Source organism: Pigmentiphaga kullae (genome assembly GCF_004216695.1).
Classification (GTDB): Bacteria; Pseudomonadota; Gammaproteobacteria; order Burkholderiales; family Burkholderiaceae_B; genus Pigmentiphaga; species Pigmentiphaga kullae.
In genome coordinates this window covers 1,773,660-1,789,797 of record NZ_SGXC01000001.1, presented here as the reverse complement: position 1 = coordinate 1,789,797, position 16,138 = coordinate 1,773,660, and the positions used below count along the sequence as shown (strand labels likewise).

Annotated in this window: 14 protein-coding genes and 1 CRISPR repeat array; of the genes, 4 read left to right on the top strand and 10 right to left on the bottom strand. The window is 66.9% G+C overall.

Annotated elements, in window-relative coordinates; translation table 11 throughout:
• Nucleotides 1–105: 105 nt before the first annotated feature.
• A complete protein-coding gene (gene phoR, locus EV675_RS08795; RefSeq protein ID WP_130356890.1) occupies nt 106–1,392 on the top strand; it encodes a phosphate regulon sensor histidine kinase PhoR in 1,287 nt (428 codons plus the stop codon).
• 103 nt (nt 1,393–1,495) lie between these two features.
• A complete protein-coding gene (serA, locus tag EV675_RS08790; RefSeq protein WP_130356889.1) occupies nt 1,496–2,695 on the top strand; it encodes a phosphoglycerate dehydrogenase in 1,200 nt (399 codons plus the stop codon).
• Here serA and EV675_RS08785 read toward each other — a convergent pair.
• From EV675_RS08785 to EV675_RS08765, 5 genes are all read right to left on the bottom strand, one after another.
• Nucleotides 2,692–3,162, bottom strand: a complete 471-nt coding sequence (locus tag EV675_RS08785; RefSeq protein ID WP_130356888.1) for an HIT family protein — start codon at nt 3,160–3,162, stop codon at nt 2,692–2,694. The genes serA and EV675_RS08785 overlap by 4 nt on opposite strands.
• Nucleotides 3,163–3,181: 19 nt before the next feature.
• Nucleotides 3,182–3,937 carry a flagellar brake protein gene (locus EV675_RS08780; protein ID WP_130356887.1) on the bottom strand — a complete coding sequence of 252 codons (756 nt, stop codon included), beginning with the start codon at nt 3,935–3,937 and terminating at the stop codon, nt 3,182–3,184.
• A gap of 43 nt (nt 3,938–3,980) precedes the next feature.
• Nucleotides 3,981–7,910, bottom strand: a complete 3,930-nt coding sequence (locus EV675_RS08775) for an FAD/FMN-binding oxidoreductase (RefSeq protein ID WP_130356886.1) — start codon at nt 7,908–7,910, stop codon at nt 3,981–3,983.
• A gap of 153 nt (nt 7,911–8,063) precedes the next feature.
• Entirely contained in the window at nt 8,064–8,426 is a 363-nt protein-coding gene (locus EV675_RS08770; protein WP_130356885.1) for an arsenate reductase, read from the bottom strand.
• Nucleotides 8,427–8,446: 20 nt separating this feature from the next.
• On the bottom strand, nt 8,447–9,007 hold the full coding sequence (locus tag EV675_RS08765; RefSeq protein WP_130356884.1) for a YqaA family protein: 561 nt from the start codon (nt 9,005–9,007) through the stop codon (nt 8,447–8,449).
• A 196-nt stretch (nt 9,008–9,203) separates the two neighbouring features.
• Here EV675_RS08765 and ilvA point away from each other — a divergent pair, with 196 nt between their 5' ends.
• On the top strand, nt 9,204–10,715 hold the full coding sequence (ilvA, locus tag EV675_RS08760) for a threonine ammonia-lyase, biosynthetic (RefSeq protein ID WP_130356883.1): 1,512 nt from the start codon (nt 9,204–9,206) through the stop codon (nt 10,713–10,715).
• Between the two features lie 7 nt (nt 10,716–10,722).
• Here the strand turns inward: ilvA and EV675_RS08755 are convergent, their stop codons facing one another.
• A complete protein-coding gene (locus tag EV675_RS08755; protein WP_130356882.1) occupies nt 10,723–11,133 on the bottom strand; it encodes a DUF3830 family protein in 411 nt (136 codons plus the stop codon).
• Nucleotides 11,134–11,226: 93 nt separating this feature from the next.
• A complete protein-coding gene (locus tag EV675_RS08750) occupies nt 11,227–11,841 on the bottom strand; it encodes an LOG family protein (protein WP_130356881.1) in 615 nt (204 codons plus the stop codon).
• Between the two features lie 140 nt (nt 11,842–11,981).
• On the opposite strand from EV675_RS08750, the gene EV675_RS08745 reads away from it, so the two are divergent.
• Nucleotides 11,982–13,358, top strand: a complete 1,377-nt coding sequence (locus EV675_RS08745) for an alkaline phosphatase PhoX (RefSeq protein ID WP_130356880.1) — start codon at nt 11,982–11,984, stop codon at nt 13,356–13,358.
• A 155-nt stretch (nt 13,359–13,513) separates the two neighbouring features.
• A CRISPR array of direct repeats spans nt 13,514–13,967; the repeat unit is 27 nt; unit sequence GTTCATCCCCGCTTACGCGGGGAACAC.
• Between the two features lie 291 nt (nt 13,968–14,258).
• Here the strand turns inward: EV675_RS08745 and EV675_RS29685 are convergent.
• Genes EV675_RS29685 through EV675_RS08735 form a run of 3 tightly spaced genes read right to left on the bottom strand, consistent with a single transcriptional unit; the run spans nt 14,259 to nt 16,137 of the window.
• Entirely contained in the window at nt 14,259–14,483 is a 225-nt protein-coding gene (locus EV675_RS29685) for a hypothetical protein (protein ID WP_165404335.1), read from the bottom strand.
• Complete coding sequence (locus EV675_RS08740) at nt 14,480–15,277, bottom strand: ABC transporter permease (RefSeq protein ID WP_207221927.1); 798 nt, start codon at nt 15,275–15,277, stop codon at nt 14,480–14,482. Before EV675_RS08740 ends, EV675_RS29685 begins: the two co-directional genes overlap by 4 nt.
• Nucleotides 15,274–16,137, bottom strand: a complete 864-nt coding sequence (locus tag EV675_RS08735) for an ABC transporter ATP-binding protein (protein ID WP_130356879.1) — start codon at nt 16,135–16,137, stop codon at nt 15,274–15,276. Before EV675_RS08735 ends, EV675_RS08740 begins: the two co-directional genes overlap by 4 nt.
• Between the last annotated feature and the right edge of the window lies 1 nt (nt 16,138).

Below are 16,138 nucleotides of genomic sequence, written 5' to 3'. Positions count from 1 at the left end.
CACGGGCGGACCGGCGGAGCCGGATCCGCCGTGCCCGGGAAAATTCACAAAAAAACCATAAAAGACGGCAGGGTCCGGGCTCCGGGCAATGCGACAATTCGCTCCATGGTCTGGATACGCAACCTCATCGTCGTCCTCTTGTGGGCCGGCCTGGCGGCCCTGACGCGGCCGATCACGGGCAGTTTCGGCTGGGCCGTCTTCAGTTTCGGCCTGGGCACGCTGCTGGTCTGGCATATCTGGCAGCTCTCGCGCGTCACGCGCTGGACCAACGACCTGCAACGGCCGCCGCCGCCCTCGGCGGGCTCGTGGGACGAAGCCCTGGCCCGCATCTACCGGCACCTGCGCAACCAGGAACGCCAGCTCGCGATGCTGGAAGGGAACGTGCAGGGCTTCTTCGCCGCCGCCCAGGCGCTGCCCGACGGACTGGTCACGCTGGACAAGGAATTCCACATCGACTGGTGCAACCGCATCGCCCGCCAGCACCTGGGCCTGCGCCTGCCGGCCGATCGCGGCCAGAGCCTGCTGAACCTGGTGCGGGCCCCCGAGTTCGTGAACTACGCCCGCCAGGAAGACTGGCCCGCGCCGCGCCTGGTGCGCAGCCCCGGCGGCGGCGATCGCCTGCTGATGGTGCAGCTCATCTCGTACAACAAGCACCAGCGCATGCTGCTGACGCGCGACGTGACACAGATCGAACGGCTGGAAACCACTCGCCGCGATTTCGTCGCCAACGTCTCGCACGAGCTGCGCACGCCGCTGACGGTGCTCTCGGGCTTCCTGGAAACGCTGCGCGACATGCCCACCGAAGCGCTGAGCGACGAGCAGCGCGAACAGTACATGAAACTGATGCTGGACCAGGCCCAGCGCATGCAGGCCATCGTGGCCGACCTGCTGACCCTGTCCACCCTGGAATCGTCCCCCACCACCGACCCGCAGCCGGTGAACATGCCGGCCCTGATCGAAACGGCCCTGAGCCAGGCGCGCGCCCTGTCGGGCGGCCGCCACGAGATCGTCGGCGAGATCGACGAAGGCCTGGACGTCCTGGGCACCGGCACCGAGCTCGCGTCGGCCATCTCCAACCTGCTGATCAACGCCGTGCGCTACACGCCCGAGGGCGGCCACATCACGGTGCGGTGGCGGCGCGAAGCCGACGGCGATGCCCGCTATTCCGTGAAGGACACCGGCATAGGCATCGCCTCGCATCATCTGCCCCGCCTGACCGAGCGCTTTTACCGCGTGGACCGCAGCCGTTCGCGCGAATCGGGCGGCACGGGGCTGGGGCTGGCGATCACCAAGCACATCGCCATGCGGCACGACGCCGAACTGGAAATCGCCAGCGAGCTAGGCCAGGGCAGCACCTTCGCGCTGCATTTCCCCGACAGCCGGGTGGCGTAGGATTGCGGGCGCCTGAACCCCTGACGCCCGTAGGCTCAAGGCCGTCCGCCGGCGGACCAGGCGTTACCATAGGACGTCAGCCTTTCAGCCGGAGCTGCTTTCCATGGCACAAATCGTCTTGCTCGAGAACATCCACCCCAGCGCGGTCGAGGTCTTCGCCGCCGCGGGCTACAGCGACATCGCCACCCACGCCGGCGCCCTGCCGCCCGACGCGCTGCGCGATGCCCTGCGGGGCGCCAGCGTGGTCGGTATCCGCTCGCGCACCCACCTGGATGCGAGCATCATCGACAGCCTGCCCGACCTGCGCGTCATCGGCTGCTTCTGCATAGGCACCAACCAGGTCGATCTCGCCACCGCGATGGAGCGTGGCGTGCCGGTCTTCAACGCGCCGTTCTCCAACACGCGCTCGGTGGCCGAACTGGTGCTGGCCGAGGCCATCCTGCTGCTGCGCCGGATCCCCGAGAAGAACCTGCGCGTGCACCAGGGCCACTGGGACAAAAGCGCGACCGGCGCCTACGAGGCACGCGGCAAGACCCTGGGCATCATCGGCTACGGCAACATCGGCTCGCAGGTCGGCATCCTGGCCGAGGCCCTCGGCATGCGGGTCATCTTCCACGATGTCGAGGCCAAGCTGCCGCTGGGCAACGCCCGCGCCTACCCCGACCTGTCCGCGCTGCTGGCCGAGTCCGACGTGGTGACCCTGCACGTGCCCGGTGGCCGCTCCACGGAAAACATCATCAACGAGGCCACGCTGTCGCAGATGAAGCGCGGCGCCATCCTGATCAACGCCTCGCGCGGCACCGTGGTCGACATCGATGCCCTGCGGGCCGCGCTGGATGCCGGCCTGCTGCGGGGCGCCGCGCTGGACGTGTTCCCGGTCGAGCCCAAGAGCGTGGACGAACCGCTCAAGAGCCCGCTGATCGGCCTGCCCAACGTCATCCTGACGCCGCACATCGGCGGCAGCACGGTCGAATCGCAGGAAAACATCGGCAAGGAAGTGGCCGAGAAGCTGGTGCGCTTCATCCAGGGCGGCACGACCAAGGGCGCGGTGAACTTCCCCGAGCTGTCCCACCAGGACCTGGCGGGCACCTCGCGCATCCTGCACGTGCATCGCAACGAACCGGGCGCGCTGGCCCTGCTCAACGCGGTCTTCGCCGAGCGCAAGATCAACATCTGCAGCCAGCAACTGCAGACCAAAGGTCCGATCGGCTATGTGCTGACCGATATCGGCAACCAGGCCGACGCGGCGCTGATGGACGCGCTGCGCGCGCTGCCGATGACGGTGCGCTGCGACCTGCTCTAAGGCGAAGGCAGGAAGCGCACCGCCAGGCGTTCCTGCAGGCGGCGGTGGAACTCGGGCACGCGCAGCGCCGCTGCCCGGGTCAGTTCGCGGAACGCCTCGGGCTCGGCGCCCGGCGCGACCCGGGGCGCGGCCCAGATCGCATCGGGAAAATGGCGGTCGCCGCGCCAGCGCGGAATGACGTGCCAGTGCAGGTGGGGCACCATGTTCCCCAGCGCGGCCAGGTTGACCTTGTCGGGCCGCATGTGATCGCGCATGACGGCCTCCACCTCCAGCACCACCCGCATCACGTGCAGCCGGTCCTCGTCGTCCAGGTCGGTCATCTCCGCCGCGTGGGTGCACCAGATCACGCGCACGTAGCCCGGATAGTCCGCATCGTCGACGGCGATCACGCGCAGCCGGTCGTCGCGCCACACGGCCGGCGCGCCGTCGCTGGCGCAAAGGGGGCAGGAATCGGCGGGAGAACTCATCTCGGAAACACCTTGGTGGTCATGACGAACCGCTCTGGCGCAGCTGCGCCTGGCTGATGAAATGCTGCAGGGCCCGCAGGCCGTCCTCGTCCAGGCCGTCCAGGGTGCAGCCCATGTGATGGCCCTGCTCCGGCGCCCGGCGCGGCGTGACATGCATCACCTTCAGGTCCACCCGCAGCCGGATCGCGGGCCCCAGGACCAGCGTCGCGCGCGGCAGCGGCGTGCCCACGGGAAAAGGCAGGCTGCCGGACGGCAGCAGCAAGCCGACCCCGGTCATGCTGATGTCGATCACTTCCAATTCGACGGGAGGGTCGGCCTGGCCGCGGCGCGCCCGCACCACCGGCGCGGGATGGACGGCCGGCCGAACCCGGAAGTACGAGCGCCGCTGGAAGCGGTACAGTTCCAGCGGCAGCAGGCAGGCCAGCCGGCCGCCGTCGGCGCCGGGCAGCCATTGCAGGTTGTGGACGCGAAACTGGATCTTGACGTGGTCCAGGTAGCCGACGGCCACCTTCCATGGCGAAGCGAGCAGGTGTTCCAGGCGGGCATCGCCCCGGGTGCCGAACAGCCACAACAGGCGCCTGCCACGGTCCACCCCGGCAATGGCCGACAGGCAGGACTCACCGTCGGCGGCAACCAGGGCCACGATTTCGGACTGCTCGGCCATGCGTCCGAGCAGTGTCAGGATTTCCAGCGGCTGGGAGATGCGGAAGTCCTCGAGCGAGGCGTCGTCGCTGGCAGGCTCGGGCGTCAGAGGCAGCAGCGGGTGCTCCCTCATGGCTCGCCCTTCCGTGCGTGCGCGCCCGTTCCCAATGCCGCGCCTACAACAGGACCCGCTCGATGCCGCCGTCGTTGGCGCGCCTGACGTAGTCCTCCATCCACTGCTGCCCCAGCACGTGGCGGGCGATCTCGACCACGATGTAGTCCGCGTCCAGGCTGGCGTCGTCGTTGTAGCGGCTGAGCCCCTGCAGGCACGACGGACAGGAGGTCAGCACCTTGACCTCGCCCTGGAAACCGTCGGCGCGCAGCTTGTCGGCGCCCTTGCGCAGTTCCTCTTCCTTGCGGAAGCGGATCTGCGTGGAGATGTCGGGGCGGGTCACCGCCAGCGTGCCCGACTCGCCGCAACAGCGATCGCTCTTGTCCACGCCCTCGCCCACCAGCGCCCGCACCGTCTTCATCGGATCCTGGAGCTTCATGGGCGTATGGCAGGGATCGTGGTACATGTACCGCGCGCCGGTCACGCCTTCGAGCTTGACGCCCTTCTCCAGCAGGTATTCGTGGATGTCGATCAGGCGGCAGCCCGGGAAGATCTTCTCGAACTCGTAGCCGGCCAGCTGGTCGTAGCAGGTCCCGCAGCTGACCACGACGGTCTTGATGTCGAGGTAGTTGAGCGTGTTCGACATCCGGTGGAACAGCACCCGGTTGTCGGTGATGATCTTCTGCGCCTTGTCGTCCATGCCGTTGCCGCGCTGCGGGTAGCCGCAGCACAGGTAGCCCGGCGGCAGCACGGTCTGCACGCCGGCATGCCACAGCATGGCCTGGGTCGCCAGGCCCACCTGCGAGAACAGCCGCTCGGATCCGCAGCCCGGGAAGTAGAACACCGCCTCGGTATCGGCCGAGGTGGCGCGCGGGTTGCGGATGATGGGGATGTACTTGGCGTCCTCGATGTCCAGCAGCTTGCGCGCGCCCTGCTTGGGCAGGTTGCCGGGCATCTTCTTGTTGACGAAGTGCACCACCTGTTCCCGCATGGGCGGCTTGCCCACCGTGGCCGGCGGATGTTCGGTCTGCTTGCGCGCGAACTTGGCCAGCACGTCGTGGGCCAGGCGCTGCGCCTTGTAGCCGACGTCGACCATGGCCTTGCGCGTGGCGTTGATGGTGCGCGGATCCTTGGCGTTCAGGAAGAACATGGCCGCGGCCGTGCCCGGGTTGAACGACTTGCGGCCCATGCGGCGCAGCAGGCTGCGCATGTTCATGGACACGTCGCCGAAGTCGATGTCCACCGGACAGGGCTTCTCGCACTTGTGGCAGACCGTGCAGTGGTCGGCCACGTCCTCGAATTCTTCCCAGTGCTTGATGCTGATGCCGCGCCGCGTCTGCTCTTCGTACAGGAAGGCCTCGACCAGCAGCGAGGTCGCCAGGATCTTGTTGCGCGGGGAATAGAGCAGGTTGGCGCGCGGCACGTGGGTCGCGCACACGGGCTTGCACTTGCCGCAGCGCAGGCAGTCCTTGATGGCGTGCGAAATCGCGCCGATGTCGCTCTGCTGCATGATCAGCGACTCGTGCCCCAACAGGTTGAAGCTGGGCGTATACGCGTGCCGCAGGTCGCCGCCGGGCATCAGCTTGCCGGCGTTGAAGCGGTTGTGCGGATCGATGCGGCGCTTGTAGTCCTGGAACGGCGCCAGCTCGGCCTCGGACAGGAACTCGTACTTGGTGATGCCGATGCCGTGCTCCCCCGAGATCACCCCGTCCAGGTTGCGCGCGACGTCCATGATGCGCGCGACGGCCTCGTTGGCCTCCTGCAGCATCTCGTAGTTGTCGGAGTTGACGGGGATGTTGGTGTGCACGTTGCCGTCGCCCGCGTGCATGTGCAGCGCGACGAACACCCGGCCCTTGAGTTCCTTGTCGTGGATCTCCTGGGCCCGGACCAGGATGGGCGCGCAGGCCTGGCCGGAGAAGATGCGCGACAGCGGCGCCTTCAGCTCGGCCTTCCAGGACACGCGCACCGTGCGGTCCTGCACCACGTCGAACACGCGCGCCGTGGGCTGCACCTGCAGCCGCTCCTGCAGGGCCGGCAGCAGTTGCCCCAGCCCGATGCGGGCGAACTCGCCCAGCGTGTCGGCCAGCGGCAGGTCCATGCTGCGCAGGATCCAGTTCCAGCGCTCGCGCACCGACTCCAGCAGCTCCAGCGCCTGCACGGCGCGGTCGCCCAGGATCTCTTCGCGCGACAGCTTCTCGCCCTCGCCGTCCTCGCTCTTGCCCACCGGCAGCTCGCCGTCGAAGAACTCGGCCAGCCGGTCGATCAGCCTCAGCTTGTTGCGGGTCGACAGCTCGATGTTGATGCGTTCGATCTCGTCCGTGTACTCGCCCATGCGCGGCAGCGGGATCACCACGTCTTCGTTGATCTTGAAGGCGTTGGTGTGGCGCGCGATGGCGGCCGTGCGCGAACGGTCCAGCCAGAACTTCTTGCGGGCCTCGGCGCTGACCGCGACGAAGCCTTCGCCGTGGCGGGTATTGGCCAGCCGCACGACCTCGCTGGCGGCCACGGCCACGGCGTCCTCGTCGTCGCCGACGATGTCGCCGATCAGGACCATCTTGGGCAGCGTGCCGCGCTTGCTCTTGGTGGCATAGCCCACCGCGCGCAGGTAGCGCTCGTCCAGGTGCTCCAGGCCGGCCAGGATGGCGCCGCGCGCCCGCCCTTCGCCGTCCAGGTAGCCCTTGACCTCGACGATGGACGGAATGGCGTCGCGGGCCTGCCCGAAGAACTCCATGCAGACCGTGCGCACGTGCTTGGGCATGCGGTGCAGCACCCAGCGCGCCGACGTGATCAGGCCGTCGGTGCCTTCCTTCTGCACGCCCGGCAGGCCGGCCAGGAACTTGTCGGTCACGTCCTTGCCCAGGCCTTCCTTGCGGAACACGCGGCCGTGGATGTCCAGCGTCTCGGTACGCAGCAGGTGTTCGCCCGGCTTGCCGGCGCCGTCGAACCACTTCAGCTCGAAGCGTGCCACCGCCACGTCGTGGATCTTGCCCAGGTTGTGCTCGAGGCGCGTGACCTCCAGCCAGTTGCCCTCGGGATCGACCATGCGCCACCAGGCCAGGTTGTCCAGCGCCGTGCCCCACAGCACCGCCTTCTTGCCGCCGGCGTTCATGGCGACGTTGCCGCCCACGCAGGAGGCCTCGGCCGAGGTGGGATCCACGGCGAACACGAAACCGGCCTTGTCGGCCGCGTCGGCCACCCGCTTGGTGACCACGCCCGCGCCGGTGAACACCGTGGCGACCTCGCGGTCCACGCCAGGCAGCGGCCCGACGGTGACTTCGCCCAGGGTCTCGAGCTTCTCGGTATTGATGACGGCGGACTTCCAGGTCAGCGGCACCGCGCCGCCGGTATAGCCCGTGCCGCCCCCGCGCGGGATGATGGTCAGGCCCAGCTCGATACAGCCACGCACCAGCGCGGCGATCTCGTCCTCGCTGTCGGGCGTCAGCACCACGAACGGGAATTCCACCCGCCAGTCGGTGGCGTCGGTGACGTGCGAGACCCGGGACAGCCCGTCGAACTTGATGTTGTCGCGCGCCGTCGTGCGGCCCAGCACCTTCTGCACCCGGCGGCGCAGTTCGGCGGTCTCGTTGAACTCCTGCTCGAAGGCCCGCACGGCGCTGCGCGCCATGTCCAGCAGCCGGCCCACCTTGCCGTCGCGCTCGGCGTCGTCGGGTTCGCGCCGGCGCTCGACCTCGCGCAGCCGGTGGTTCAGCGCCTCGACCAGCAGGCCGCGGCGTTTGGGGTTGTCCAGCAGGTCATCCTGCAGATAGGGATTGCGGCGCACCACCCAGATGTCGCCCAGCACCTCGTACAGCATGCGCGCCGACCGGCCGGTGCGGCGCTCCCCGCGCAGGTCGCACAGCATTTCCCAAGCCTGCGAGCCCAGCAGCCGCTGCACGATTTCCCGGTCGGAAAACGACGTGTAGTTGTACGGAATCTCCCGCAGGCGGGTCGGTGCGTGCGCAGGGGCGAGGGCGATGGGCAGAGGGGCGTTCATGGTGGGGGCTGTACTTCATCCCGAGGGTAGCCGACCATTCTAGCCGATTGCCCCGCCCTCTCGCCGGGGCCGCCCCCCTTTCCCGACCCGTGAAAAGGGTCATATCTCGCGGGAATTGCGTCGAACGCGAGGGAATCCGCCCCGCCGGCGGGCCTAGGAAGCCACGCCCAGGCGCCGCGCCCAGCTCGTTTCCGAGAACCCCACGCTGGCCACGCCGTCCGCCGTCACCAGCACCGGCCGCTTCACCAGCGTCGGATGTTCGGCCACCAGCGCCAGCCACTGCGCCTCGCCGGCGGGCTGCTTGCGGTCCTCCGGCAGGTTGCGCCAGGTCGTGGACGCCCGGTTCACCAGCTTCTCCCAGCCCCCCACCTCCCCCGCCCAGTTCCGCAGCGCGTCCGCGCCCACCGGATGCTCGCGGTAATCGATGAAATCGGCCTCCAGCCCCTGGGCAGCCAGCCATTTACGCGCCTTGCGGCAGGTATCGCAATTGTTCAGTCCGTAGACCCGCGTCGTCATGTGTCCAGATCCTGTTCCAGCTATTTATCGGGAAACACCCACAGCAACGCGGCGGTCATCGTGGCGTAGCGCCCGAACTTGCCGATGGCCATATAGACCACGCAGGCCCGGAAATCCAGGCGCAGCCAACCCGCCACCGCGCACAGCGGATCCCCCACCAGGGGCACCCACGACAGCAGCAGCGTCTTGGCGCCGAACCGCTCTATCCACGCGTGGGCATAGGCGTGCCATCGATCCTTCCGCGTAGGCGCATGCGCCTCGCCCTCGTCCGGCTCCGCCTCGTGTTCGTGAGGATGCCGGGCCTCGTGCCGCGCCTTGATGCGCTCCACCGCCCGCTTGGCCCCCACCCCCATCCAATAGCTGATCACCCCGCCCACGGTATTGCCCGCCGTCGCCACCAGCACCGCCACCCAGAACATCGGCGGCGCCAGCTTCACGTAGCCGAACACCGCCGGCTCGGACCCCATGGGCAGCAGCGTGGCCGATACCAGACTGACCAGGAAAACGGCCGACAGCCCCACCTCGGGCAGGGCCAGCGCGTGGAGCAACCAGTGAACGGAGGATTCCAGCCATTGATGCATGGCGAGAGTTTAGACCACCCCGTACCCGCTTACGCGGGCCCCCTCAAGGGGGCGGCGCTGGCGGACCGGCGGAGCCGGATCCGCGGCGCCCTGGGTAGGAGCCGGACCCGACTATTTCAGGGGGCGAAGCGCCTCTTGAGTCATCTGTGTCAAACTAAAGGACTACGGTTTTTCCACCAACCCCTGACGCAGCATCATGGCTACCGACTATCTCAAGCGCATTCTCACCGCCAAAGTCTACGACGTCGCTATCGAGTCCGCCCTCGAAGCCGCTCCCCAGATTTCGGCGCGAATTGCGAACACGGTGCTGCTCAAAAGGGAAGACACCCAACCTGTCTTCAGCTTCAAGCTGCGGGGGGCCTACAACAAGATGGCCAACCTGCCGCCCAAGGCGCTGGAACGCGGCGTCATCGCCGCCTCCGCGGGCAACCACGCCCAGGGCGTGGCGCTGGCCGCGCAGCGCATGGGCTGCCGGGCCGTCATCGTCATGCCGGTCACCACCCCCCAGCTCAAGATCGACGCGGTCAAGGCCCGCAACGCCGAAGTCGTCCTGCACGGCGAAAGCTTCACCGACGCCTACAACCACGCCAAGCAGTTGGAAGCGAAGGAAAAACTCACCTTCGTCCACCCCTTCGACGACCCCGACGTCATCGCCGGCCAGGGCACCATAGGCATGGAGATCCTGCGCCAGCATCCCGGCCCCATCGACGCCATCTTCGTGGCCATCGGCGGCGGCGGCCTGATCTCCGGCGTGGCTGCCTACGTCAAGCAACTGCGTCCCGAGATCCGCATCATCGGCGTGCAGACCGAAGACTCCGACGCCATGGTCCAGAGCGTGAAGAAAGGCCGCCGCGTCACCCTGCCCGACGTCGGCCTGTTCTCCGACGGCACCGCCGTCAAGCTCGTGGGCGAGGAAACCTACCGCCTTACCCGCAAATACGTGGACGACTTCGTCGTGGTCGACACCGACGCCATCTGCGCGGCGATCAAGGACGTGTTCGAGGAAACCCGCAACGTGCTGGAACCCGCCGGCGCGCTGGCCCTGGCCGGCCTCAAGAAATACGCCGCCCAGCACCGCATGAAGGGCAAGACCCTGGTGGCCATCGCCTGCGGCGCCAACATGAACTTCGACCGGCTGCGCTTCGTGGCCGAGCGCGCGGAAGTGGGCGAGGCCCGCGAAGCCGTGTTCGCCGTCACCATGCCCGAGGAACGCGGCAGCTTCCGCCGCTTCTGCGAACTGGTCGGCAACCGCAACGTGACCGAGTTCAACTACCGGATGGCCGACTCCGAACAAGCCCACGTCTTCGTGGGTCTGCAGACCGCGTCGGCCGGCGAATCCACCAAGATCGCCGCCAACTTCCGGCGCAACGGCTTCACCGCCATCGACCTCACGCACGACGAACTGGCCAAGACCCACCTGCGCCACATGATAGGCGGCAGCGGTCCCCAGGCCAATCACGAGCTGCTGTACCGCTTCGAATTCCCCGAGCGGCCCGGCGCGCTGATGCGCTTCCTGAACTCCATGTCGCCCAACTGGAACATCAGCCTGTTCCACTACCGCAACCAGGGCGGCGACTACGGACAGATCGTCGTGGGGCTGCAAGTGCCGCCGTCCGACAAGAAGACCTTCGCGGCCTTCCTGGCGGAACTGGGCTACCGGCACTGGGACGAGTCGGAAAACCCGGCCTACAAGCTGTTCCTGCGATAGGGCGCGGTCAAGCCAGCTCGAAAACGATATCCTGCGCGCCTTCCCACAGCGTCTTCACGCCCAGGGCGCGCAGGTTCTCCCTGCCCTCGACCACGGTCAGGAAATGGTTGCCCGCCAGTTGGCCCATCTTGCTGGCGAACATGCAGCTGCCATAGGCCAGGATGATTTCGGTCTCGCTGTAGCCGCCCGGATAGAACAGGATATCCCCCACCGACGGATGGCTGGTGTGGTTCTCGAACCCCACGCCCAGCTTGAACTCGCCCAGCGGAATCCAGCAGCCCTCGCCGCTCCAGCGCACGTGGATGATCTTCTGTTTGTAGGGCAGCAGCTTCAGGAAGGCGGCCACGGTCTCGGGAGCATCCGGATTGGTCTCGGCGATGAACTCGTATTCGGCGGCGCGTATGCGGATTCTTGTCATGGTTGCCTGCGTGAGGTGGGGCCGGTGACGGGCCCGGGATGAGGAGAAAAAGGCCGGCGAAGCCGCCTCGGTTTAATCAAATGGCCGGCCGGTTCAGGCCGCGGAGACGGGATCGGGATCGCCGATCCACTTCGTGACGGTCGGCGCCTTCCAGTCCGCCAGCCCATCGAGCAGCGCGCCCGGGTCGGCCTCGATCACGATCATGTCGCGGTGCTCGGGCTTCATGAAACCCTCCTGCACCGCGTGCGTCAGCATGGCGCGCATGGGCTCGTAGAAGCCCCGCACGTTCAACACGCCGCACGCCTTGGTATGGTCCCCCAGCTGCGTCAGCGTGGCGGCCTCGAACAACTCCTCGAAGGTCCCCAGTCCGCCAGGCATCGCGATGAAGGCATCGGCCAGGTCCGCCATGCGCGCCTTGCGCGCCCGCATATCCGCCACGATCTCGTGCGAAGTCAGGCCCGGATGCAGATGGCCGCGATCATGCAGGCGGCGATTGATGATACCCACCGCCTGGCCGCCGGCCTCCAGCACCGTGTCGGCCATGATGCCCATCAGGCCCTTGTGGGTGCCGCCGTAGACCAGCGTCAGACCCCGGGCCGCGATCTGCGCGCCCAACTGCCGCGCGGCCTGGGCGTACTCGTCCGAGAAACCGAAATTCGAGCCGCAGAAGACCGCGACCCGGCCCAGAGCAAACGCTGTGGTGTCCATGAAAAAACCCCCGTGCCGAAGCGTGAAAGTGTAAACGCAATGCCGCGCCTTCTCGACGGGAGTCACCACCGTGTAACGCGAGGCACGCAGGATGGCAGCGCTCCACACCCGAGCCTCCACCCACCCGCATCCCGAGAACGATGAGCGAACACACCTATCCCGTCATCCCCCTGGACTTCTCCCTGCGCCGGGCCTTCCTGCTCAAGACCTTCCGCACCGCCGGCGCAGTCAGCCTGACGGGCTTCCTGGCCGCCTGTGGCGGCGACGGCGACGACACCGCGCCGGTCGACCCCAAGCCCCCGGTCGAGAAATTCAACCCCTTCGCCAAGTTCACCGAACTGCAGCCCGCCGACGCCAACGGCGTGATGCTGCCCAAGGGGCTCTCGTCCCGCATCGTCGCGCGCAGCGGCAAGGCGCCGGTCAGCGGCGGCAGCTTCCTGTGGCATGCCGCGCCCGACGGCGGCGCCTGTTATGCCACCGACGACGGCGGCTGGATCTACGTCAGCAACGCCGAAATGACCGCCCCGCTGGGAGGCGTCAGCGCCCTCAAGTTCGACAAGGCCGGCAAGGTCATCGACGCCTACCCCATCCTGAAAAGCACCTCCGGCAACTGCGCCGGCGGCCCCACGCCCTGGAACACCTGGCTGTCGTGCGAGGAATTCGAACTCACCCAGCAGATCGCCGGCATGGTCTGGGAATGCGACCCCTACCACCCCTGGTCCGACGCCAACCCGCCCCGCGCCTGGCCCGCCCTGGGCAAATACGCGCACGAAGCGGTGTGCGTCGACCCGTCCAACCGCATGCTGTACCTGACCGAGGACGCCAGCGGCGGACGCATCTACCGCTACGTCTGCGACTCGACCGACTGGCCCGCCGGCGCTGATCGCCCCGTCAAGTTCGAATCCGGCCAGTTGCAAGTGCTGCGCATCGACGCCCTGCCCCGCGACGCCGACTCCTCCGACGCCGCCTACGCGAACCTCATCGGCTTCGGCAAGACACCGGTTTCCGTCACCTGGGAACCCGTGGCCTTCCCCGACCAGGGCCAGAAGAACATCCGCGACACCTTGCGCAAGGGCGGCATCCTGCCCCCCGGCAACTACTTCCAGAAAGCCGAAGGCATCTGGTTCTTCAACGGCATCGTGTTCTTCGTCACGTCCCGCAACAGCCGCATCTGGGCCTACGACACCGCCCACCGCACCCTCGAAGTCATCTTCGACGGCAAGCTGGGTCCGGCCGAGACCCACAGCATCGACGAACCGGACAACATCACCATCACCTCGTTCGGCGAAATGCTGGTGGCCGAGGATGCGGGCAACCTGGAGATCGGCGTGCTGCGCGACGATGGCACGTCGCAGGCCGTGATGCGACTGGTCGGCCACGACGACAGCGAAATCACCGGCCCCGCGGTGTCGCCCGACGGTACCCGGCTCTACTTCAGCTCGCAGCGCGGCACGGCGGGCAAGTCGGAGGAAGGGATCACGTTCGAGGTGTTGTTGCCGACGAAGCTGGTGATGTAGGGCTGCGGGGGCGGGCTGCCAGCCATAGGGCAGTCCGGACAAGCTGTACCGGGGGACGCGCAGGAAGGCAGAATTTGCTTCCTCCATCCTCTGGTTTTGTCCCCGCGGGAGCGGGGAACACTGCACCGCCTGATTGTTCAACTGCTCGCCCTTCGGTTCATCCCCGCTTGCGCGGGGAACACTTTACCCAAAAGTGCTACGACGGGCAGAACTTCGGTTCATCCCCGCTTACACGGGGAACACTCGTGGACATTCTCGGTCTCCTGCTGCGCCTGCGGTTCATCCCCGCTTACGCGGGGAACACACATGCCGCAGCCTCCAGCCGCGCGCCGAGTCCGGTTCATCCCCGCTTACGCGGGGAACACAAGCGCCAGGAGCCAAGGCTGGACGCCCTGCGCGGTTCATCCCCGCTTACGCGGGGAACACGGGCGTCGCGTTCGTCACGCTGGACCCGAAGCCAGTTCATCCCCGCTTACGCGGGGAACACATGATGCCGCCGAACGACAGCGCCCGTCCGCTCGGTTCATCCCCGCTCCCGCGGGGAACACCGAAGCGCGGCGCCCAGAACGCGGCGATCTCCGGGTTCATCCCCGCTCCCGCGGGGAACACACCAATTCTAACCACTTGTTTTCAAAGGAAAAAATTGGATGCCCAAAATCTACCAACTTTTTGTTAAAGAACCCTGCCCCCGACAAGCAAGACACCACACTAGAGCACTTCGTAGCCCTCGAGTCTCTACGACTGCCCCAAAACATCCATGCAGCCAGCAACCTCGCCGAACCTCCTGCCTCGCAACCGCGGCAAGACCTTGCTCCACCTGCATACGAAGCTGCCACCCAACGATCGAAACCGTCGACGACCCAAGTGTATCGACTTTGGCTGCAACCCTCTGGCCTGTCGTCACGAGGGTCCGAAACCTACGTCCGGGGCAACAGCTGAAATACCAGATAGCGATTCGTTGATCGGTATCTCTAGTCCCAAGGCAGCCAAGCCGGCCGCATGAGCGGCGTCATGGGCCAAATCGAAACGGTTTTCGATGGACAAAGAAAGATTGAGCGCATCCTTCAGCCTTGCATGGTCTGATGGCTTCAGGCCATCAGGGGCACCATCGTCGACCAGCATCACGCCATGGCCATGTCGTTCTTGCGCTGCGCCCACCCGGTCAGCCTGACTTCGACCAGGGCAGAAATCGCATACAGCGCGACGCCCAGCACCGCCAGGATGAACAAGCCGGCGAACACCAGCGGCACGTCGAAATTGCCGCTTGCGATCATCATCACGTTGCCGATGCCTTTGTTGGCGGCCACGGTTTCGGACAGCACCGTGCCGACGAAGGAAAGGGTAATCGCGATCTTCAGCGACGCGAACAGATAAGGCAGCGCGCGCGGCAGTCCCACGTTCCAGAGCACGTCGCCCTTGCTTGCCCCCAGCACCTTCAGGACGTCCTCCAGTTCCGGCTCGGTGTTGGCCAGCCCCGTGGCGACGTTGACCACCACGGGAAAGATGCTGATGACGAGCGAAGTCAGGATCGCGGGCATGGTGCCGGCGCCGAACCAGACGACGAAGATGGGAACCACGGCGACTTTGGGAATGCTGGAAAAGCCGACCAGCAGCGGATAGGCCACGTCGTAGGCCAGGCGCGAGGAACCGATGATCACGCCCACCACGATGCCCACCAGTACACCAAGCACGAAGCCGGTCACCGTCGTGTAGAGCGTCTGCACGGTATGCGGCCAGAGCAGCGGCATCTTCTCCACCAGCACGCCGGCAATCTGGCTGGGGCGCGGCAGGACCAGGTCGGATACGCCCGTTGCCAGGCAGACGGCTTCCCACAGCAGGAAAAAGCCCGCCAAGGCCAGGACGGACAGGATGCGGCGTTTCGCCTTGGGCGAAAGCAGCGGCGTGTTCTCTTCGTTCATGCGACTCTCCTGGCGAGCGGCTCGATCTTGGCGGGGGCGGTGTCTTGTTCCGTGCGCGCATGGGCGATGCGCATGCGCAGTTCCTGGACCAGGGTGGCGAACTCGGGCGCGTAGCTGTCCTCCAGCGTGCGCGGCCGGGCGAAATCGACCGTCCGGTCTTCCAGAATGCGGCCGGGGCGCGAACTCATCACGCAAATGCGATTGGCCAGGTATGCGGATTCGCGCAGGTCGTGGGTTACCAGCAGCACTGTCGGCCGCTTGGCGATCCAGAGATCCTGCATGATGGCCCACAGTTCTTCGCGGGTGAACTGGTCCAGCGCGCCGAACGGTTCATCCAGCAACAGCAGTTGCGGATCATGCACCAGCGCACGGCACAGCGATGCCCGCTGCAGCATGCCGCCGGACAACTGCCATGGGCGCTTGTCGCCGAAGCCTTTCAGGCCGACCTGCTCCAACAGCGCCTCGGCCCGCTCGGCGAACTCGCCCCGCTTCTTCCGGCCATAGTCGGCGCGGAATGGCTGGACGATCTTGAGCGGGATCATGACGTTCTCGCGTATGGTCAGCCAGGGCAGCATGGTGGGGTTCTGGAACGCCAGGCCGATGCGCACGCGCGGCGTATGCGGGTCGACCGGTCCGGCGCCTTTCGCACCCGCCTCCCGCCCGCCGACGATGACCCCGCCGGAACTGGGGCGGAGCAGTCCCGCCACCAGTTTCAGGATGGTGGATTTTCCGCAGCCGCTGGGGCCGACCAAGGCGACGAAGTCGCCCTGGCCGATGTCCAGGTCGGTATGGTCCAGCGCCAATGTGCCGCCGCCATAGCGCAGCGTCACGTCGGCCAGTTCGATGAAGGATCGAGTCATG